Here is a 20,366-nt window from a genome sequence, read left to right on the forward strand (position 1 = left end):
CACGGGCGGCGCTACCCCTCCAGGTACAACCGCGTGATCCAGTTGGCGACGAGGGCCGGCCGCTCGGCCCCCTCGATCTCGACTTCCACGTCCCAGTGCACGTCAAGACAGCCCTCGCGTTCGTCGACACTCGCCACGGTGAAACGCCCCCGGATCCGACGCCCCACCCGGACCGGCGAAACGAAGCGGATGCGGTCAAACCCGTAGTTCACGCTGGACCTGACGCCCTCGAGCTCCTCCATGACCTCGTAGGACATCTTGGACAGCATCGACAGCGTCAGGAACCCATGCGCAACACAGCCGCCAAAGGGCGTTTCCGCAGCTGATCGTTCCTCGTCCAGGTGGATGAACTGCCAGTCCTCGGTGGCATCGGCGAACAGCCTGACCCGCGCGTCATCCAGCGTCACCCAACCGCTTGCGCACGGCGCCATGTCCCTCAGGTCGTCAGCCAGCATCGGGCAGCACGTAGTCCGAAAACCGCTTGCGCAGGGTCAGTTTCGACACTTTTCCCGTCGCCGTCAGGGGCAGGTCATCGACGCACTCCATCGCGTCCGGCAATTGCCATTTTGCCAGATGCTCCAACATCATCTCGTGGATTTCCTCAAGGTTTGGCGGATCATCGGCCTGGCGCGGGACCACCACCAGCAAGGGGCGTTCCTCCCACTTGGGATGCGATACCGCGATCACCGCGCAACTGGCGACCTTGGGATGTCCCATCGCGATGTTCTCGAGGTCCAGCGAACTGATCCACTCGCCCCCCGACTTGATCAGGTCCTTGGCCCTGTCCTGGATGGCCAGGAAACCGCGGTCGTCGATCACCGCCACATCACCCGTGCCGAACCAGCCGTCGGCATCAAAGGCGCCCTCGGTCGCCTCCTCATCCCCGAAATAACCGGATATGATCGTGTTCCCCCGGACATGCAGCTCACCGGTGGACACCCCGTCATGGGGCAATGGCTTGCCATCCTCGCCGTCGATCCGCAATTCGACCCCAAAGACCCGCCGCCCCTGCTTGGCCTTTAGCGTCATACGCTCCTCGAAGGGCAGGTCCTGCATCGGTTTGGACAATTGCCCATGTGTGCCCACCGGGCTCATCTCTGTCATGCCTCAGGCGTGGCAGACATCCACCCCGCATTTCTCGAAGAACTCGATCATCGAACGCGGGGCCGCAGAGCCGCCGATCACCAGCTGGTCCAGAGCCGAGGGTGCCGCGTCGCGCTGTTCCACCTCGGCCCGCAGGCCCAGCCAGACGGTCGGCACGCCCCAGGAAGCCGTCACCCCTTCCTCTTCCATCAGGTCGAAGACAGAGGCGCCATCCAACTTGCCACCCGGCATGACCAGAGAGGCCCCCACCAGCGGTGCGGCATATGGCAGGCCCCATGAATTGACGTGGAACATCGGCACCACCGGCAGGATGCGCGCGCCCTCATGCAGCGATCGCGGCAACGTCACCGACAGAAAAAGCGCGTGCAGCACGGTGGAGCGATGCGAATACAACGCGCCCTTGGGGTTTCCCGTGGTGCCCGAGGTATAGCAAAGCCCGGCCGCGCTGTCCTCGGGCATCACCGGCCAGTCATAGGTTTGGGGCCGCCCTTCCAGCAAGTCCTCGTAGCACAGCCAGTCCAGCTTGCTGTCGGACATATGCGCTCGGTCCGTCATCGCCACCAGCGTCAGGTTCTCGGGCAAGTGTTCCGCGAGGGCCTCGACGATCGGCACAAAGGTCAGATCCACGCAAAGCACCCGGTCCGAAGCGTGCCCGATGATGTACAACATCTGCTCGGCAGAGAGGCGCGGATTGATCGTGTGACAGACCGCGCCCATGCCGCTGATCGCGTAGTAGAGTTCGAAGTGGCGGTAGCCGTTCCAGGCTAGTGTCGCCACGCGGTCGCCGTCGCCGATCCCCAATGCGGCCAGCCCATGCGCCAGCTGCGCGACGCGGGCATAGGCCTCTGCGTAGGTTTCACGGTGAATGTCACCCTCGGTCCGGACCGAGACGATCTCTCCGCCCGGGTGCGCCTGTGCCGCGTAGTCGAGAATTTCGATGATCCTCAACGGCAAATGCATCATCATGCCCTGCATCTGGCCCTCCCTTGCCGTCTGCCTGCGTCCGGTTAGACTGCGCGCGAGCATTGCCGCCGTGCAACCGTTTTTCCAGAAAGTGACGCAAGGAGTGCCCATGTCCAGCCAGATGCGCCGCATCGCCCTCGCCCGCCGCCCTTCCGGCCTGCCCGTGCCTGAAGATTTTGCAATGAAAGATGCGCCCATGCCGGCGCCCGGCGCCGGCGAGGTCCTTGTCGAGGTCTCGCACCTTTCGCTTGACCCCTACATGCGGGGCCGGATGGACGATGCCGGCAGCTATGCCGCCTCCGTCGACATTGACGGCACGATGGTGGGACAGGGTGTTGGCCGCGTTGTTGCCTCGCGGGCCGATGCCTTCGCCGATGGTGATCTGGTCACGGGCATGACCGGTTGGGCCAGCCACGCCATCCTGCCGGCCGACGGGCTGCGCAAGCTCGACGACCGCCTGCCGCCGACCACGGCACTGGGGGTTCTCGGCATGCCGGGCTTCACCGCCTGGACGGGCCTGCGAGAGTTCGGCCGTCCGAAGGCAGGCGAAACCCTGGCCGTCGCGGCCGCGACGGGGCCGGTCGGCTCACTGGTCGGCCAACTGGCGAAGGCCGCGGGCCTGCGCACGGTTGCCATTGCAGGCGGGGCAGAAAAATGCCGGCTGGCAACAGAGCGCTTCGGCTTTGACGCCGCAATCGATCACCGCGCCTGCGTCGGCGCCAGCGCCCTGCGCGAGGCCATCGCCGCCGAGGCCCCGGGTGGCATCGACGTCTACTGGGAGAACACGGGCGGCAAGGTGCTGGAGGCGGTCATGCCGCTGATGAACACACATGGCCGTATCCCGATCTGCGGCACCATCGCCTGGTACGGCGGCACCGACGGGACAGAGGACCGCCTGCCAAAGGTCTGGCGGTCGATTCTCGTCAAGCGCCTCTCGGTCAACGGGTTCATCATATTCGACCATTGGGACGGCTACCCGGCGTTCCTTGAAGAAATGACACCCAAAGTCGCCGCCGGAGAGATCAGCTTTCTCGAAGACGTGGCGCAGGGGTTGGAGAACGCTCCGTCTGCCTTCATCTCGATGCTGACGGGCGGCAATACCGGCAAGCAGATCGTGCAACTGACCTGACACGCGCGCCCCTGCGCAAGGATCCACGCGCGGGGGCGCAAATTTGCACCGGTTCAAAGCGCCGGGTCTTCTGCCGTCAGTTCCAATGGCGCTGCCGGGGCGCTCAGATCATCGACGCGCAGCGCACCCGACGGCCGGGACAGCCGGTTGCGCACAACCCAGTAAAGCCGCGATTGCGCGCGGGTGATCGCCACATAGGCCAGCCGCTTCCACAGCGGTTGCCCGGCCTCGTTCCGCCCGGCCCGCGCCGCCGCGTAGAGGTCGGGTGCAAAAACCTGCACGTCCTCCCACTGCGAGCCCTGGGCCTTGTGGATCGTCACCGCCGCACCGTGCAGGAAGGTCGCCCCCATCCGCGCGGCAAATGGAATGAAAGGCTCTTCCTCCTCGGGCTTCTCGATCTTGACGATCGAAGCCGCCGAAACCTGTGGTTCGATCGCGCCCACGACGTGCAGTCGCGAGAACCCCGGCTTTTTACCCGGGCCGAGATAGATCACCTGCGCGCCCTTGATCAGCCCTCGCGCCTCCAGGTCCAGCCGTTTGCGCCGATGCTTGAGGGGCAGTTCGATCCCGTCGCAGATCAACGGCTCGCCCGGCAGAAGACTGTCCTCGGGCGCGTCGTGCACGCGGCGAAACGCATTGATCAGCCGTATCCGTGTGGCATTGCGCCAGACCAGCACGGGCGAACGCGCCATCAGGTCCACCTCGACCCGGTTGGCGTAGACCACGCGGTCATCCTTGCGGGCGGCCTCTTCGATCATACGCTCAAAGTCTTCGAACCCCAGAGCAGGGTCCGCCAGCGCGTGGGCGAGGTCCAGAATCGGATTGTCCGCCTCCTGCCGGTGAATGCGATGCAGTTCCCGTTTCTGGCTGTCTTTCAATCCGTCAAAGACCATCTTGCCGGACTGGTTGACCGGCGCCAGCTGCGCCGGATCGCCAAACAGGACAAGGTTGGGAAAAATCTCGCAGAGGTCGTCGAACTGACGTTCGTCCAGCATCGAGGATTCATCGACGAACCCGATATCCAGCGGCTCTTCCCGCCGTTTCCAGCCGGTGATGAAATCGCTGCCGCGCAGACCCGCCGCCGCCAGCGCTGCCGGGATCGACTTGTGCTGTTCGTAGACCGCCAGCGCCCGGTCCAGGGCGATATCGGCAAGGCCCTCTATCTCGGGACGCTCTTCCTCGTTGCCCATCAGCCACTCGGCGACGCGTTCGTACTCGGGGTCGTAGACGGGGGTATAGATGATGCGGTGAATGGTGGTCGCGGGCACGCCGCGCATCCGCAACACACTGGCCGCCTTGTTGGTCGGCGCCAACACTGCAAGCGTCCGTTTCTCGCGGGCCCTGCGGCTTTCGTAGTCGCCCGAAACCGTCTCGACCCCCAACGCTTCCAGTGCCTTGACCAGCTCGGCCAAGAGCAATGTCTTGCCGCTGCCCGCCTTGCCCATCAACGCCATGACGCGCGACCGGCCCTCCTGCGCGGGCAGACACAGGCCTTCGTCTAGGTCGACGCCCGCGCCGCGCAAGAGCTCGGTCACGCTGTCATAAGCGGCGGCCTGGTCGTCAGAGAATACAAGCGCGGGAACTGTCATGCGGCGCACCCTATCCCGCGCCACGCGCGGCCACCAGAACCCTTTGCCGCATCTTCCCGCGGAAAGTTCAAGGCGTCGTGCTCGCCAGCCGTATCGGCGGTCCGAAAAAGGAAAAGCGCGCGCGGGTCATTGGCCCACGCGCGCCGTATGGACGCAGCAATGACGCTCGTGTGTCAGGCGGCCACAAGTTGCTTGGGCTGAACGATCTGACCAAAGGACAGGGCAAACCAGCGCTTGGACATTTCCGGCGTGATGCCCGCGCTCTTCGACACCTGTGCCTGGCCCTCGGGGGTGAATTCCCACAGGCCGACGCTGATCTGTTCGCGGCCTTGGCCCTGGCTGCCCAGAACCTCGGGCGAGGAGCCGATGCGGCGGTAGATCCGCACCATGCGGGCATCGAAGACGCCGACGTAGTGTTCCACGCCGAATTCCTGCATGACCTCACCCCCGGCCAGCATCAGGGCCGCAGCAACACCCGGTGTCGCACCGCGGGACAGGCAAAAGCGGGTGCATTCCCAGATCAGCGGCGACTGGATACGCACGCCGTCGGTCAGGTGGACAAAGTGATCGTTTACCATCGTGCGGCCCGTGGTGGGCAGCAGGCGCATGGACCCGCCATGCGTTCCGTCGGCGTTCTCCCAAATGACGTAGAGCGGGTTCTCGTCATCGTATTCGTCACGCTCGTAGCCGGTCTCTTCGTCGACGCTGACGTCCCAGCCCAGGCGCGTCTTGAACTGGTCCGCGCGGTCGCGGAACATGGTTTCGGCCAGCTTCGGGAATTTGTGCAGGTCGGTGCCGTAGATGTAGCGGATCATTTCGTTTCCCCTCGGAAAGTAAATTCGATGGGGAAAGATTGCCGTTGGAATGGTTAACGGGATTCAACCTGAGCGCGCGCTGCTGGAACGCACGCTTTACCATTGGGTTTCTTCAGACCACGATCACACCCCGGCTGAGGGCCCGGGCGACAGCGTGGGTCGTGTTCATTGCGCCCAGTTTGTGTCGGGCACTTTCGACATAGACCCGAAGGGTATGCTCGGAAATCGAAAGGGTATCAGCGGCTTGCGCCCGACTATAGCCCACGGCGAGGAGGGTCATGGCTTCGATCTCGCGCGGGGACAAAGGCTGAGCGGGCTCAGGCGTGCGCCCCGGTTCGAATTCTAGTGCCTTTTGGTTGAAGTAATGCGCCACCAGGATCAGGTCGCGCCGGTTGCTTATCGTGAAATCCTCCCATTCCCCGTCGCTGCAATTGTGGGTGAGAGTGAACAGGGCGAACTGGCCATTCGGCCCGCGCAGCGGAATCGAATAGCCCTGGTTGCCGATTCCATAGGCGATGGCATCCTGCATGAGCGCGCGCGCAGCCTTGCTGGACCAGTCCAGCCGCTTCCAGTCGACCGGATGGAACCTCTGGTAACACCCTGCGACCACCGGATCGACACGCAGATAGCCCTTTTCGAGATAGCGGTTGACCCATTCCAGGTCATATGTCCCGCATCCGTATTGTTCGCCATTGCTGTTGACCCAATGGTAGACAATGTGATCGACCCCATACCTGTCGCGCAGTTCCTCGATGAGGATCTGCAGATCCTCGAGTCCCTCAGCGGATTCGAGCCGCTCGATCAGCCCGTCCAGTCGCGGTGCGTTTCCCGACAAAAAGCCCAATGCCATTACCCTCGGCCTGGGACGCGATCTCCGCCTGTGCCACGAATGCGGCATCATCCAGTTGCGCGGCCAGCGACGGCATGCCGTTGGCCCGAGCGAATGTTTTCAGGTCGGTGAGAACGTCCAAAATCCAGTCATGTCCCATGATCAGCCTCGTGCATAGATGGTTAACGCTTCATTAAGACAACTTTAGCATGCCCCGGCAGGGCGCAAAATTCACGGAATCTAACTCCCCAGAAATAGCGAGGGGGCATCGCGCCAAGTCACTGAAAGCGTTGAGGGTCGATTTTGAACGCAAAACGCCCGCGATGCCGATGGCGATTCGCGGGCGTCGGAAGGTCTTTCTGACCGGTGAGATTCTTAACTGCGCGCGTCCAGGCAATCCTCAAGCGTGCGCAGCCCGGTCTTGGGCGCCTGAACCAGGACCGACATGTTGCCGGGCTTGTGCTCATTGTTCATCATCTTGGTGTGCGCAGCCGGGATCTCGTTCCACGGGAAGACCTCGGACATGCAAGGATCAAGGCGGCGCTCGATCATCAGGCGGTTGGCCGAGGCGGCTTGTTTGAGGTTGGCAAAGTGCGACCCCTGCAGGCGCTTCTGGTGCATCCACATGTAACGCACGTCGAAGGTGCAGTTGTAGCCCGAGGTGCCCGCGCAGATGACCACGATCCCGCCCTTCTTGACCACTAGGGTGGAGACCGGGAAGGTCGCCTCGCCTGGGTGCTCAAAGACCATGTCCACGCTCACGCCCTTGCCGGTGATATCCCAGATCGCCTTGCCGAACTTGCGCGCCTCTTTCAGCCAGGTGTTGTATTCCGGTGTGTTGACCGTGGGCAGTTGACCCCAGCAGTCAAAGTCCTTGCGGTTAATGACGCCCTTGGCCCCCTGGTCCATCACGAACTGGCGCTTGCTCTCGTCCGAGATCACGCCGATGGCGTTCGCGCCCGCGGTGTTGGCCAGCTGGATCGCGTAAGAGCCAAGACCGCCCGAGGCGCCCCAGACCAGCACGTTCTGGCCGGGCTTCAGCTCATGCGGATGGTGACCGAAGAGCATCCGGTACGCGGTGGCCAGCGTCAGCGTGTAGCAGGCGCTCTCTTCCCAGGTGAGGTGCTTGGGGCGCGGCATCAACTGCTGGGCCTGGACCTTGGTGAACTGGGCAAAGGAGCCGTCGCCGGTCTCGTAACCCCAGATCCGCTGCGTGGGCGAGAACATCGGATCGCCGCCGTTGCATTCCTCGTCGTTGCCGTCGTCCTGGTTGCAGTGGATGACAACTTCGTCGCCCACTTTCCAGTTCTTCACCTTGTCCCCGACTTTCCAGACGATGCCCGATGCATCAGAGCCCGCGACGTGAAAGTCCTGGCCGTGCACGTCAAACGGCGAGATCGGAACGCCCTTGCCGGCCCAGACGCCGTTGTAGTTGACGCCGGCCGCCATCACGAGAACCAACACCTCGTGGCTGTCGATGTCCCAGACGTCGACCACTTCCTGCTGAAAGCTCTGCTCCGGATCGCCATGACGGTCGCGGCGGATCGCCCAAGCGTACATCTTCTTGGGGACGTAACCCATCGGGGGCATTTCGCCGACTTCGTAGAGGTCTTTTTCCGGTGCATCGTACTGGGCGATGCCTGTTTGCGTGTCCAGAGCCATGACGGCCTCCTGTTAAGCCAGTGTTGATGTTCGGACCGGTTCTGCGGCGCAGAATCGCGGGGCTGACCTATGGAATATTCGCCGTCACGCAACATTGCAACATCATTTGCGTCGTTTTTGTAATTTTATGACCCAGCAAGCGCAGAAATTCCTGTGCGGGTGCAGCATGACACGCCTGCGAAACCCGCAGGCCAAACCCTGCAAGGCACGCGAATGCGGAACGGAGCCGGATCAGAGCAAGTGTTCGATGGAGCGCGCGTAGTAGCTGGCCAGGGCGGCCTCGTCTGGCACGATGGCAAAGACGCCATCCACCTCCTTCACGATGCCGCGTTCGATCAGCGCGCGCAGGCCAACCTCGACCACATAGTCTCTGCTGTTGCGGGGCAGATGGACATGCGCCTGCGGGATACTGTCGAGCGCGGAGGAACAAGCGGCTTCAAGTTCGGCGCGGCTTTGCGGGCCGCGCATCAGAAGGTTGGCGACAAGCGGCACGGGCAGAACCGGAACAATACCGGCGATCCGGGACATCAGTTCCTGCGCCAGTCCCGTCGCATCCCCGGCCAGCGAGGCGTTTGCCTTCAGCGAGACGGGAGCGCCGAAACTGACCGCTGCATATCCGAAGCGATGGAAGCGCCCTGTTATCCGCAACCAGATCTGGCGAAACAAGCCACGGATTACACGGGTGACTGAGGCGTCGAAGCGACGTGTCCCGCTTTGTCCGGCCTTCGTCAGAACCTTGTCCTCGAGCACGCGATCATAGTTCAGGCCGACCGGAACAAAGACGACATCACGCGCAGACAGGTCCAGATCGTCGAGAATATAGGACAGCAAGCCGACCTTCGGCTCTGCCAGGGCGCCATCCAGGCTCAACCCGCCTTCGGGGAAGATGGCCTGGGTAACACCACCACTTGTGGCCATCTGCACATAACGCCGCAAGACCTTGCGATACAGCGCGTCACGAGACCTGCGCCGGATGAAATAGGCCCCCATCGCGCGGATCAATTGTGACAGTGGCCAGACCTGTGCCCACTCTCCGACGGCATAAGACAAGGCCGACCGGTTGGCCGCCAGGTGAGTGACGAGCACGTAGTCCATGTTCGACCGGTGGTTCATGACGAAAACCACTGTCGCCTCCGGGTCGATGGTACTCAGGGCGTCGGCCTCGTGGTGGCCCAGGCGCACGCGGTACAGCGTGTTCGACAGCCAGCGCGCGCCGCGCAGACCCAGCCCGAAATAGGTGAAAGCCGAGAAAGACGGCACGATTTCACGGGCATAGCGGCGCGCCTTTTCAAAGGCCACGTCTTCGCGCAGCCCGTTCTCGGCGGCGTGCTCGACAATCGCCTGCGTCACTTCCGGATGATAGAGCAGGCGTTGGATCAGGTCATAGCGCCGCAACAGGCGGAAGGGCTCGATGGGCCGTTCCAGCCGCTCGTTCAGCCGCGCCACGGCCTTTTCCAGCCGCCTGCGCAGGAACCAGCGGACGGAGGGGAACAGGAAATGGGTTGCGAAACTCACCGCGGCAAAGGCGAAGATCAGGGCGAACAGCCAGAGCGGAAGGGTGACAGGTGCAGTCATTCCGAGGGACTTTTGCAGGCCGTGAGGTCCGCGACAAGCCCGGTCGAGGCTTTGTACGTTTTGTACAAAACGTACGCCGATTCCAGCATTTTGTACAAAACCCGTCAGCCCGCCCCTTCCGGGTGTCGGCAAGGCCGGCTCTGCGCGCGCAACGCGCTTCCCCGTGCCTAGGCGCCTCGCCTATGCTGCATCTGCTCGCGCTGCGACGCGGCGAATTGACAGCGACATAATCTTTCGCGTATCCCAATAGAGACGCAACAAGATTGCGAACAACGATTCACGCCACGGAGGCCCCGATGACCGAGACCCAGATGCCGCCCCGCGACAAGCCCTGGCTGATCCGCACCTATGCGGGCCACTCCACGGCACAGGCCTCGAACGCGCTATACCGCAACAATCTTGCGAAGGGGCAGACCGGGCTTTCCGTGGCTTTCGACCTGCCGACGCAGACGGGCTATGACAGCGACCATATCCTGGCCAAGGGCGAAGTGGGCAAGGTCGGCGTGCCGGTCTGTCACCTGGGCGACATGCGCACGCTCTTTGACGAGATCCCGCTGGAACAGATGAACACCTCGATGACGATCAATGCGACGGCGCCCTGGCTCTTGTCGCTTTACATCGCGGTGGCAGAGGAACAGGGCGCGGATGTGTCGAAGCTTCAAGGCACGGTGCAGAACGACCTGATCAAGGAGTATCTCAGCCGGGGCACCTATATCTGCCCGCCGAAGCCCAGCCTGAAACTGATCGGGGACGTGGCGGAATACTGCTATACCAACGTGCCCAAGTGGAACCCGATGAACGTCTGCTCCTACCACCTGCAGGAGGCGGGGGCGACGCCGGAGCAGGAACTGGCCTTTGCGCTGGCGACAGCGACGGCAGTGCTGGATGAACTCAAGACACGCGTGCCGGCAGAGGATTTCCCGCGGCTGGTGGGGCGGATCAGCTTTTTCGTAAACGCGGGCATCCGGTTCGTGACCGAGATGTGCAAGATGCGGGCCTTCGTCGATCTCTGGGACGAGATCTGCGCCACGCGCTACGGCGTCGAAGATCCGAAATACCGCCGCTTCCGATATGGCGTGCAGGTCAACAGCCTTGGCCTGACCGAGCAGCAGCCGGAAAACAACGTCTACCGCATCCTGATAGAGATGCTGGCCGTGACGCTGTCGAAAAAGGCCCGCGCCCGCGCCGTGCAGCTGCCTGCCTGGAACGAGGCGCTTGGCCTGCCGCGCCCCTGGGACCAGCAATGGTCGATGCGGATGCAGCAGATCATGGCCTACGAGACCGACCTTCTGGAATTCGACGATCTCTTTGACGGCAACCCGGCGGTGGATGCCAAGGTCGATGCGCTGAAAGAGGGCGCGCGGCACGAACTGGCGACCATCGACAGCATGGGCGGTGCTGTCGAGGCGATCGAGTACATGAAGGGGCGCCTGGTCGACAGCAATGCCGAGCGCCTGAACCGGATCGAACGCGGCGAGACCACTGTCGTGGGCGTCAACAAGTTCCAGCAGGGCGAACCCAGCCCCCTGATGGACGAGGACGGCGGCATCATGACAGTCGACCCGGCCGTGGAACAGGACCAGATCGGCCGGTTGAACGCCTGGCGGGCTGAACGCGACGACACGGCGGTCAAATCCGCACTGGCCGACCTGCGCGCCGCGGCGGCCGCGGGCGAGAATGTCATGCCGGCCTCGATCGCCTGCGCCAAGGCGGGCGTGACGACGGGCGAATGGGCGGCACAGATGCGCAGCGTCTTTGGCGAATACCGCGGCCCCACCGGCGTCTCGCGGTCGGTGTCGAACAAGACCGAGGGCCTGGACGACCTGCGCGCGGCCGTGGACGCGGTCAGCGACAAGCTGGGCAAGCGTCTGCGGTTCCTGGTGGGCAAGCCAGGGCTGGACGGCCATTCCAACGGCGCCGAGCAGATCGCATTCCGCGCCCGCGACTGCGGCATGGAGATCGATTACGAGGGCATCCGCCTGACGCCGGAACAGATTGTCGAGGCGGCCAAGGACGGCGCGCATGTGGTCGGCCTGTCTATCCTGTCCGGCAGCCATATCCCGCTGGTCGAGGATCTGATGAACCGGATGCGCGCCGAGGGGCTGGGCAATGTGCCGGTGATCGTCGGCGGAATCATTCCGGACGAAGACGCGCGGCGCCTGAAAAGCATGGGCGTGGCGCAGGTCTATACGCCCAAGGATTTCGAGTTGAACACCATCATGCACGATATTGTGACCCTGGTCGATCCGGCCTCTGTCGCCGCCGAATAGGCAAGCAGACCAGACAACCGAAGTCTTCATTTCCATAGGCCCCGCGCAACTCGCGGGGCCTTTTCCATTTGCACCTGTCGCTATATCGCGTCAGGCTTTCCTATACTTTCGCGATGGACAGAAAAGGCATCCGCTACCCTTTCGAGATATCGTTACGCTGCGGCAGAGGCTGTGTTCACTATATTTTGACACAAAAAAGCAGTTGAACGCTGTCAAAATCGGGGAGAGAAGCCATCAATCAAAAAATGGAGAAAAGACATGGATATCGATCTGGAAGCGCTTTCGCGTGACGAACTTCAGCAATTGATTTCCGACGCTCAAAAAGCCCTGAAATCCGTCGATGCGCGCCGCCGCGCAGAAGCGAAACGCGCGGCCGAAAAAGCCGCAAAGGAATTCGGATTCTCGCTGGACGAGGTTCTTGACGCCGGCCCGAAAGGCAGCAAGGGCGCGCCGAAATATGCGAACCCGGCCGACCCCTCGCAAACATGGACAGGCCGTGGCCGCAAACCCAACTGGGTGATTGCGGCACTCGAGGAAGGCAAGACGCTCGACGATCTCGCACTCTGAGATGACGATCCATATCGGGGCCGCGCCCGGCGACATCGCGGAAACGGTGCTGATGCCAGGAGACCCCCGCCGCGCGAAATGGGCGGCGGAAAACTTCCTGGAAAACGCCACCTGCATCAATGATGTCCGCGGCATGTCGGGATTCACCGGAACATGGCAAGGACACCGGGTCACGATACAGGGGTCGGGCATGGGAATGCCCAGCCTCTCGATCTACGCCAATGAACTCCTCCGCGACTACGGCGCAAAAACGCTGATCCGCATCGGATCATGTGGCGGGATGCAGGATCATGTCGGGCTGCGTGATATCGTGATCGCCATTACGGCGACAACGCTTTCGACTCCCTCCAGCGGTTTTTTCCGGGAATTGAATTACGCGCCCTGCGCGGATTTCGGATTGCTGGAAAAGGCGGTGGCGGCGGCGCGTGGGCATGGCGTGACGACGCATGTGGGCGGGATCTATTCCTCGGACGTGTTTTACGACGAGCGCCCGGACCTGAACGACCAGATGGTCCGTCACGGCGTCCTGGCGGTCGAAATGGAGGCGGCGGAACTTTACACCGTGGCCGCACGCTTTGGCGCGCGGGCGCTGGCGGTGTTGACGGTGTCCGACCATCTGCCGACCGGCGCGGCCCTGTCCTCGGACGAACGCGAAAGCTCGTTTGGCGAGATGGTGGAAATCGCGCTGGAAGCCGCCTTTGCATGACGGCCGGGCGGGGACGCCCCTGCCATGCGCGCCACAGATGAACAGCAGGAAATGCGAGGGATCAGCCCCTCGCGCTTTCCACGATGGCTTCAGCCCAAAGACGCAGGGCGCCGGTCAGCCGGTGCCATGTGTGCGGTCATAGCCGTTGACCGGCGGGCTTTGCCAGCCGTCCAATGCCCCGGCGGCCGGGGCCAGAACCTCGACCTTGAGCGGGAAACAGGCGGCCGTGTCGGAGCTGTGCTCTGACGAGCAGTCGCCGCCCGGGCAGGCGCTGAGCGCCCCCAGAAGGTCGATCTCGGCGAAAAACGTCAGGTGATCGCCGGGACGGACCGGGCTGGCCTTCATGAAATATTGCCCGGTGTCGCGGGTGAATCCGGTGCACATGAAGACGTTGAGCACGTCGTGAACGTGGCGCTCCGCCTCGTGCAGGGGCAGGTCGCGGGCCTCGGCAAGGGCACGGACCAGGTTGGAGTGACAGCAATGGTGGTACTGCGTGCCTGACAGCAGGTTGCCCGTGTAGGGGTCGCAGCGCGTGCCGATCACATCGTGGACGGAGCCCCCGAAGACGTCGATACCGTACCAGTCGAGGCTGTCCTCGACCACGGTGGCCATGGGGCGGAGGGTCGGAAAACCGGACCAGAGCCGATCGCCCGTGGTGACATGGGTACCGTGCAGGGCGCGGGTCTTGCCGGAATAGAACCGCTCTCCCAGGTCGTGCGCGTTCCAGAGGTTCAGGTCCCCGACCTGCGGCCCCTCGACCGAGGTGATGCGAAAAAACTGCCCCGCGGGCACGGTAAAGGTGCAGGCGTCACGCGGCGGGGCGTAGGTGGTCCTGGTGACCTCGGCCCCGGCGAGGGCCGCGCCGTAGAGCGACAAGTCCGGTTTCGGTAGGGTCTCGACGGGATAGCAGATCACCGGCGGGACGGCGCGGCGGGTATCGGCATCGGCCGGGGGCTTGGTCATCAGGCGGTTCCTTTCTGCGGTGAGTGAAGCGCCGCATGGTCCCATTGGCAAGGGCGGCGGAGGCGGGAGAGGCCCCTGATCAGGCCCGTGGCGGCGTTGCCCCCTGCCCCCGGTGGCAATCTGTTGGCGGTTGGCCCTGCGTGCCCTGCACCTGCGCGCCACAATGGATGCAAGTCCATGTGCTCCCGCTTTGCCCGCGCCGCTCGCGCCAGCGGCAATAGCGCGTGGCGCGGTTGGAAAAGACCGCGATCAGGATGAAGGCGACGATGAGACCTATGACGACGAACATGGGCCCCATGTAGCCGCCTCATGCCGGATGGGAAAGCCGGCGCCCCCTGTGCCAAGCCGGTTTTGCCCCATGCGCGCGCTGCTTGGAAAAATCTGCGACTGGCGCGAATTTTTCCTTGATCGACTCGATGCGCTGCCCCATATGCGCCGCCATAGACGCCAACGCACGCACCTCTGTCGAGGTGGGCAATAGCACCCACGCGGTTAAGTAGCGACGGTAACGTCTCCCTTGGAACTGAGCGGTCTGCGCCGGGAAACCGGAATGGCCGGGTCTGATTGGAGATGACCATGAACGCTTTTGCCGCCGGGCTGTCTGCCCGCGATACCCTGTCCCGTGCCGAGCGCTATATCCTCGCACATCGTTTCGACCGTCCGACGCTGGTCCTGGACACCGATGTGGTTGCCCGCCAGTACGCCGCCCTGGCACAGGGACTTGGCCGCGCGCGCATCCACTATGCTGTCAAGGCCAACCCGGCGCCGGAGATCCTGTCGACGCTCGTCGCCGCAGGCTCGCATTTCGATGCGGCCTCGCGGCCCGAGATCGAGATGTGCCTCGCCGCCGGTGCGCAGCCGCATGAGATCAGCTTTGGCAATACCGTGAAGCGCCCGGCGGATATCGCCTGGGCCTTTGAGGCCGGTGTCGATCTCTTCGCCGCGGATGCCGAGGAAGAGCTGGAAAAGATCGCGCGCAATGCCCCCGGCGCGCAGGTCTATATCCGCCTGCTCGTTCTCTCGACCGAGGCCGACTGGCCGCTTTCGCGGAAGTTCGGCTGCGCACCGGAAATGGCGCTGGAGCTGATGGGCCGTGCCCGCATGCTGGGCCTGCGCCCGGTGGGCGTCTCCTTTCACGTCGGCAGTCAGACCCGCCGCGCCGCGATGTGGGCGCCGGTTCTGGACGAGGTCGCAAAGGTCTGGCACGCGGCGCAGGACGCTGGTTTCGACCTGGACCTCTTGAACATCGGCGGCGGCTTTCCGGCCTACTATGGCCAGTCGGTGCAGGGCCCCGAGGCCTATGCCGCAGAGGTCATGCACCTGGTGCGCGCGCGTTTCGGCGACGTGGACCGGATCATGGCAGAGCCGGGCCGTGGCCTGGTGGCGGAATGCGGCGCGATTTCCGCCGAGGTGCTGTTGGTCTCGCGCAAGACCGAGAACGACCTGCACCGCTGGGTCTACCTGGACATCGGCAAGTTCTCGGGCCTGGCCGAGACGATGGACGAGGCGATCCGCTACCAGTTCGTGACCGACAAGGATTTCGAGCCGATGGGGTCGTGCATCCTTGCCGGGCCGAGCTGTGACAGCGCGGACGTTCTGTATGAAAAACAGCCGGTGCAGCTGCCCGTTGGCCTTGCCGCGGGCGACCGGATCGTGATCCGCTGCTGCGGGGCCTATACCTCGACCTATGCCTCGGTCGGTTTCAACGGTTTCCCGCCACTGGACGTGGTCGTGATCTGACACGACCTTGACCCTTGGCCAAACGCGAAACGCCCGGCCTGACGGTCGGGCGTTTGGGTCCAAGGGTGATGGGGCGAGCCCCTGTCACGCGGGGTCAGGCGGCCAGCGGCAGGTCCTCGTAGACCGGGGCCTGGCTCTCGACACGTTTTTCGGGGGTGAAATAGGCCCAGGCCTGATCGAGGGCTTCGAGGGCGCGTTGGGCGTCGGTTTTCTGCTGCTCTTGCATGGGGTTGCCTTTCCAGTACGACAAGTCCCCTCCCTGAGCGGCTAGATAATCCCGATCGGACACGATGACCTCCGCCAAGGTCGCATGGACGGCTTGCACAGCGTGCAAGGGAAGTCGCGTCACCCAAAGAAAAGCCCCGGCTGCACGGGCAACCGGGGCAAACTCTTGCGGTTGAAGACGGATCAGACCGCGCGGTCGACCATCATCTTCTTGATCTCGGCAATGGCCAGCGCCGGGTTCAGCCCCTTGGGGCAGGTCTTGGCGCAGTTCATGATGGTGTGGCAGCGGTACAGCTTGAAGGGGTCTTCGAGCTGATCCAGACGCTCGCCCGTGGCCTCGTCGCGGCTGTCGATGATCCAGCGGTAGGCGTGCAGCAGCGCGGCCGGTCCGAGGTAGCGATCACCGTTCCACCAGTAGGAGGGGCAGGCCGTCGAGCACGACGCGCACATCACGCATTCATAGAGCCCGTCGAGCTTCTTGCGGTCCTCGATGGACTGCTTCCACTCTTTCGCCGGGCGGTTCGTCTTGGTTTCCAGCCAGGGCATGATGCTTGCGTGCTGGGCATAGAAGTGCGTCAGGTCGGGGATCAGGTCCTTGACCACCGGCATGTGCGGCAGCGGATAGATCTTCACGTCGCCTTCGATCTCGTCCAGCCCGTAGATGCAGGCCAGCGTGTTGATCCCGTCGATGTTCATCGCGCAGGAGCCGCAGATCCCCTCGCGGCACGAGCGGCGGAAGGTCAGCGTGGGGTCGATCTCGTTCTTGATCTTGATCAGCGCGTCCAGGACCATCGGGCCGCAGCTGTCCATGTCGATGAAATAGGTGTCGACCTGCGGGTTCTTTCCGTCATCGGGGTTCCAGCGGTAGATCTGGAACTTGCGGACGTTCTTGGCGCCCTCGGGCTTGGGCCAGGTCTTGCCGGTCTTGATCTGCGAATTCTTGGGGAGGGTGAACTGTACCAAAGCTTGCTCCTATCTGGATCGGTGCATTGGGCGAATTAGAGACATACTGGATCCGGCTAATTGGACCAGCGGGTAAACAAGGCGTCAATATGGCGTGGAGGTGCGGTCTCTGAACCACCATTGGTGTCTAGGACGTCACGCATTTCCAAGCCCACCGCCGCCAGGCTTGCAATTACGTTTGAAGGAGCTTCAGTTTCGGCGAAGCGATGCGAAAGCGACAGTTCTAGAACCACGAACGCACAGCGCTGCAGGACTTGGCTTGCTCCGCGCAAGATCGCCGGCTCAGCTCCTTCCGCATCGAGTTTGAGACCGAACGGCCCGGCATCATCGCCCACGAGTTCATCTAGCGTTGTGACAGGCACGAGCCTGGTATCCCACCCGCTGATCTTCTCCACGTGCGCGTCGTCCCTGTTGAGCAAGCTTGCCATCGGCATATGCGTTGCCCCTTTCCAAATGGGGATCTTCAATTCGGCCATGCCGTTTTCTTCACCGAGAGCCGTCTCGAAAAACTTAGCTCTCAAATGAGGATACGCTGCCAGTACGTATTCTTGCGCTTCCGGCATTGGATCGATGAGAAGAAAGTTCTTGTCGGGGAATGCTTCGTACAGCCAAGGCGTTCCCCGCCCGACACCGACGTCGATTACTGTCTCGGGCGACACTACTAGATCGGGGAAGCGACCCGCATGCATCCGGTTGGGCTGAACTTCGTAGCCCTGTTGCGAGAGCCATCTGGCCATTCGCCGCCTGACATTTTTTTGCCAGCCCATCAACTATCCGCCCATTTTGAAATAAAATTCAGACGCCCTGTGTGTGTCGACATCCATCACGCCCCTACAGTCAACGCGACCGGCAGGCCTTTGACGGCCAAGCAGCGGAGAGTTTCGGGCTTTGACGCGATGTCCCGTGCGATCTGGACGGTGCTTTCGGTCGGGCCGATCACCGCGTCCGCCGCCAGCGCGCGGATCTGTTGCGCGTTGGCGTTGTCGATGAGGCAGTCCAGCGTGGGTTCCAGCGGCACGCCGGGGAAGGTATCGGCCACCACGGGCGTCAGGGCCGAGCGCGCGGCACTGCGCGCGATCTCGTCCTGGGCCTGCGGCGAGCAGGCGGACAGCATCCCGGCCAGGGCCAGGACGGCGATATGCCCGTTCAGTCGATACAATAAAGCGTGCCCCGGTACATGGTTGGCGCCCCAGGGTAACATCCCACGGGCGCAACCGGCGCCAGCGTGCCGATCCCCGGCAGCTGCGCCTGTTGGTGGCTGGGCCGGTAGCGGGTCATGCAGGCATCCAGCGCCATGTCGTAGCGCCTGTTGTACCCGTAATGCCCGCCCTGCGCGGCGATCTGCTCGGCCTCCGGCTTGCAGAGCCGGTAGGCCTCTGCCTGGTTGGCCGCGGCGGCCGAACCCAGGCCAAGACCGGCGATGAAGGGGAGAATTGGCAGCACCCCCCGCATCAGAACGTCCGGGCCTTGGGCGCGATCTTTTTCAGGCTGATGCCACCTTCGTCCTCGTTGGTCAGCGGATCGACGATGACCGGGCGATAGCTGAGGTCCACCTTGTTCCCTTCGACGCGGGCAACGCTGTGGACGCGCCAGTTCTCGTCGTCGCGCTCGGAGAAGTCCTCGTGCGCATGGGCGCCGCGGCTTTCCTTGCGTGCCTCCGCGCCGACGATGGTGGCCAGCGCGTTGGGCATCAGGTTGGTCAGCTCCAGCGTTTCCATCAGGTCCGAGTTCCAGACGAGGCTGCGGTCGGTGACCTTGAGATCGTCCATCTTGGCGGCGATGCCGGTCATGGCTTCGACGCCTTCGGCCATCGTCTTGGCGGTACGGAAGACGGCGGCGTCGCGCTGCATGGTCTTCTGCATTTCCAGCCGCAGTTCGGCGGTGGGCACGGTGCCGCTGGCGTTGCGGATGCCGTCAAACCGGTCAAAGGCCTTGTCGATTTCGGAGACCGGCGCCGCGGGGACGGCGGTTTCGGGGTTCACGACCTTGCCGGCGCGGATCGCGGCGGCGCGGCCAAAAACCACGAGGTCGATGAGCGAGTTGGAGCCGAGACGGTTGGCGCCGTGCACGCTGGCACAGCCCGCCTCGCCCACAGCCATGAGGCCCGGCACGACGGCGGTCGGATCATCCTCGGTCGGGTTCAGGACCTCGCCCCAGTAGTTCGTCGGGATGCCGCCCATGTTGTAGTGCACGGTGGGCAGGACCGGGATCGGTTCCTTGGTCACGTCGACACCGGCAAAGATCTTGGCTGATTCCGAGATGCCCGGCAGACGTTCGGCCAGCGCCTCTGCGGGCAGGTGGCTGAGGTTGAGGTGGATGTGATCGCCTTCGGCGCCCACGCCCCGACCTTCGCGGATTTCCATGGTCATGGAGCGCGAGACGTAGTCACGCGGCGCGAGGTCCTTGTAGGTCGGCGCGTAGCGTTCCATGAAGCGCTCGCCCTCGGAGTTGGTCAGGTAGCCGCCCTCGCCCCGTGCGCCTTCGGTGATGAGGCAACCCGAGCCGTAAATACCGGTGGGGTGGAACTGGACGAATTCCATGTCCTGCAGCGGCAGGCCCGCGCGGGCCACCATGCCGCCGCCGTCACCGGTGCAGGTATGGGCCGAGGTGGCCGAGAAGTAGGCACGGCCATAGCCGCCGGTGGCCAGAACGACCATCTTGGCGTTGAAGACGTGGAAGGTGCCGTCGTCCAGCTTCCAGCAGAGGACGCCCTTGCATTCGCCATTTTCCATCAGCAGGTCGATGGCGAAATACTCGATGTAGAACTCGGCGTTGTTCTTGAGCGACTGGCCATAGAGCGTGTGCAGGATGGCGTGGCCGGTGCGGTCGGCCGCGGCGCAGGTGCGCTGCACGGGCGGGCCTTCGCCGAATTCGGTGGTGTGGCCGCCGAAGGGACGCTGATAGATCTTGCCCTCTTCGGTCCGGCTGAAGGGCACGCCGTAGTGTTCCAACTCGTAGACCGCCTTGGGCGCCTCGCGGGCAAGGTATTCCATCGCGTCGGTGTCGCCCAGCCAGTCCGACCCCTTGACGGTGTCGTACATGTGCCACTGCCAGTTGTCGGGCCCCATGTTCGACAGCGAGGCGGCGATACCGCCCTGGGCTGCGACGGTGTGCGAGCGGGTCGGGAAAACCTTGGTCACGCAGGCGGTGCGCAGGCCCTGTTCGGCCATGCCGAGCGTGGCGCGCAAACCCGCGCCGCCAGCCCCGACAACCACGACGTCATAATCATGCGTCTCGTATTCGTATGCTGCCATTGGTGTTTACCT

Annotated in this window: 21 protein-coding genes and 1 pseudogene; 5 read left to right on the forward strand and 17 right to left on the reverse strand. The window is 63.5% G+C overall.

Going from position 1 to position 20,366, the window contains the following annotated elements; all coding sequences use genetic code 11:
* Positions 1-11: 11 nt before the first annotated feature.
* From RBB42_RS22395 to RBB42_RS22400, 3 genes and pseudogenes are all read right to left on the reverse strand, one after another.
* Positions 12-455: a MaoC family dehydratase gene (locus RBB42_RS22395; protein WP_305968835.1), complete on the reverse strand. Its 444-nt coding sequence runs from the start codon at positions 453-455 to the stop codon at positions 12-14.
* Positions 445-825, reverse strand: a complete 381-nt coding sequence (locus RBB42_RS28165) for an AMP-binding enzyme (RefSeq protein ID WP_371932226.1) — start codon at positions 823-825, stop codon at positions 445-447. Before RBB42_RS28165 ends, RBB42_RS22395 begins: the two co-directional genes overlap by 11 nt.
* 72 nt (positions 826-897) lie before the next feature.
* Positions 898-2,265: pseudogene (locus RBB42_RS22400) on the reverse strand (AMP-binding protein); the annotation flags it as partial.
* On the opposite strand from RBB42_RS22400, the gene RBB42_RS22405 reads away from it, so the two are divergent.
* A complete protein-coding gene (locus tag RBB42_RS22405) occupies positions 2,177-3,196 on the forward strand; it encodes an NADP-dependent oxidoreductase (protein ID WP_305968833.1) in 1,020 nt (339 codons plus the stop codon). The pseudogene RBB42_RS22400 and the gene RBB42_RS22405 overlap by 89 nt on opposite strands.
* 53 nt (positions 3,197-3,249) lie before the next feature.
* Here the strand turns inward: RBB42_RS22405 and RBB42_RS22410 are convergent, their stop codons facing one another.
* The 6 genes from RBB42_RS22410 to RBB42_RS22435 form a co-directional block, all read right to left on the reverse strand.
* On the reverse strand, positions 3,250-4,785 hold the full coding sequence (locus RBB42_RS22410; protein ID WP_305968832.1) for an ATP-dependent DNA helicase: 1,536 nt from the start codon (positions 4,783-4,785) through the stop codon (positions 3,250-3,252).
* 173 nt (positions 4,786-4,958) lie between these two features.
* Positions 4,959-5,600, reverse strand: a complete 642-nt coding sequence (locus tag RBB42_RS22415) for an acyl-homoserine-lactone synthase (protein ID WP_305968831.1) — start codon at positions 5,598-5,600, stop codon at positions 4,959-4,961.
* Between the two features lie 112 nt (positions 5,601-5,712).
* On the reverse strand, positions 5,713-6,450 hold the full coding sequence (locus tag RBB42_RS22420; protein WP_305968830.1) for a helix-turn-helix transcriptional regulator: 738 nt from the start codon (positions 6,448-6,450) through the stop codon (positions 5,713-5,715).
* Complete coding sequence (locus tag RBB42_RS22425) at positions 6,380-6,589, reverse strand: hypothetical protein (protein ID WP_219512572.1); 210 nt, start codon at positions 6,587-6,589, stop codon at positions 6,380-6,382. The genes RBB42_RS22420 and RBB42_RS22425 overlap by 71 nt, the downstream gene beginning before the upstream one ends.
* A 215-nt stretch (positions 6,590-6,804) precedes the next feature.
* Positions 6,805-8,091 (reverse strand): crotonyl-CoA carboxylase/reductase, encoded by a 1,287-nt coding sequence (gene ccrA, locus RBB42_RS22430; RefSeq protein ID WP_305968829.1) that lies wholly within the window; start codon positions 8,089-8,091, stop codon positions 6,805-6,807.
* Positions 8,092-8,322: 231 nt separating this feature from the next.
* Positions 8,323-9,666, reverse strand: coding sequence for a 1-acyl-sn-glycerol-3-phosphate acyltransferase (locus RBB42_RS22435; protein WP_305968828.1), 1,344 nt, complete (start codon positions 9,664-9,666; stop codon positions 8,323-8,325).
* A 296-nt stretch (positions 9,667-9,962) separates the two neighbouring features.
* Here RBB42_RS22435 and RBB42_RS22440 point away from each other — a divergent pair, with 296 nt between their 5' ends.
* The 3 genes from RBB42_RS22440 (at position 9,963) to deoD (ending at position 13,209) form a co-directional block, all read left to right on the forward strand.
* Entirely contained in the window at positions 9,963-11,936 is a 1,974-nt protein-coding gene (locus RBB42_RS22440; RefSeq protein ID WP_305968827.1) for a protein meaA, read from the forward strand.
* Between the two features lie 258 nt (positions 11,937-12,194).
* Positions 12,195-12,503, forward strand: coding sequence for an H-NS histone family protein (locus tag RBB42_RS22445; RefSeq protein ID WP_043136375.1), 309 nt, complete (start codon positions 12,195-12,197; stop codon positions 12,501-12,503).
* A gap of 1 nt (position 12,504) precedes the next feature.
* Complete coding sequence (gene deoD, locus RBB42_RS22450; protein WP_305968826.1) at positions 12,505-13,209, forward strand: purine-nucleoside phosphorylase; 705 nt, start codon at positions 12,505-12,507, stop codon at positions 13,207-13,209.
* Between the two features lie 114 nt (positions 13,210-13,323).
* On the opposite strand, the gene RBB42_RS22455 is transcribed toward deoD, so the two are convergent.
* Together RBB42_RS22455 and RBB42_RS22460 are read right to left on the reverse strand one after the other, a co-directional pair.
* The gene (locus RBB42_RS22455; RefSeq protein ID WP_305968825.1) at positions 13,324-14,172 is read right to left on the reverse strand and encodes an urea carboxylase-associated family protein; all 849 of its coding nucleotides are present in this window, start codon (positions 14,170-14,172) and stop codon (positions 13,324-13,326) included.
* A 79-nt stretch (positions 14,173-14,251) separates the two neighbouring features.
* Positions 14,252-14,461: a hypothetical protein gene (locus RBB42_RS22460; RefSeq protein ID WP_305968824.1), complete on the reverse strand. Its 210-nt coding sequence runs from the start codon at positions 14,459-14,461 to the stop codon at positions 14,252-14,254.
* Between the two features lie 287 nt (positions 14,462-14,748).
* On the opposite strand from RBB42_RS22460, the gene RBB42_RS22465 reads away from it, so the two are divergent.
* Entirely contained in the window at positions 14,749-15,912 is a 1,164-nt protein-coding gene (locus RBB42_RS22465) for a type III PLP-dependent enzyme (protein ID WP_305968823.1), read from the forward strand.
* A gap of 94 nt (positions 15,913-16,006) precedes the next feature.
* Here the strand turns inward: RBB42_RS22465 and RBB42_RS22470 are convergent, their stop codons facing one another.
* From RBB42_RS22470 to sdhA, 6 genes are all read right to left on the reverse strand, one after another.
* Positions 16,007-16,162, reverse strand: a complete 156-nt coding sequence (locus RBB42_RS22470; protein ID WP_305968822.1) for a hypothetical protein — start codon at positions 16,160-16,162, stop codon at positions 16,007-16,009.
* 158 nt (positions 16,163-16,320) lie between these two features.
* Positions 16,321-17,100 carry a succinate dehydrogenase iron-sulfur subunit gene (locus RBB42_RS22475; protein ID WP_305968821.1) on the reverse strand — a complete coding sequence of 260 codons (780 nt, stop codon included), beginning with the start codon at positions 17,098-17,100 and terminating at the stop codon, positions 16,321-16,323.
* Between the two features lie 56 nt (positions 17,101-17,156).
* Complete coding sequence (locus tag RBB42_RS22480; RefSeq protein ID WP_305968820.1) at positions 17,157-17,837, reverse strand: FkbM family methyltransferase; 681 nt, start codon at positions 17,835-17,837, stop codon at positions 17,157-17,159.
* Between the two features lie 86 nt (positions 17,838-17,923).
* Positions 17,924-18,259 (reverse strand): hypothetical protein, encoded by a 336-nt coding sequence (locus tag RBB42_RS22485; RefSeq protein WP_306043833.1) that lies wholly within the window; start codon positions 18,257-18,259, stop codon positions 17,924-17,926.
* Positions 18,247-18,552: a hypothetical protein gene (locus RBB42_RS22490; protein WP_305968818.1), complete on the reverse strand. Its 306-nt coding sequence runs from the start codon at positions 18,550-18,552 to the stop codon at positions 18,247-18,249. The genes RBB42_RS22485 and RBB42_RS22490 overlap by 13 nt, the downstream gene beginning before the upstream one ends.
* Positions 18,552-20,354: a succinate dehydrogenase flavoprotein subunit gene (gene sdhA, locus RBB42_RS22495; protein ID WP_305968817.1), complete on the reverse strand. Its 1,803-nt coding sequence runs from the start codon at positions 20,352-20,354 to the stop codon at positions 18,552-18,554. Before sdhA ends, RBB42_RS22490 begins: the two co-directional genes overlap by 1 nt.
* Positions 20,355-20,366: the final 12 nt, after the last annotated feature.

The organism is Mameliella sp. MMSF_3455, assembly GCF_030733205.1.
GTDB lineage: Bacteria > Pseudomonadota > Alphaproteobacteria > Rhodobacterales > Rhodobacteraceae > Antarctobacter.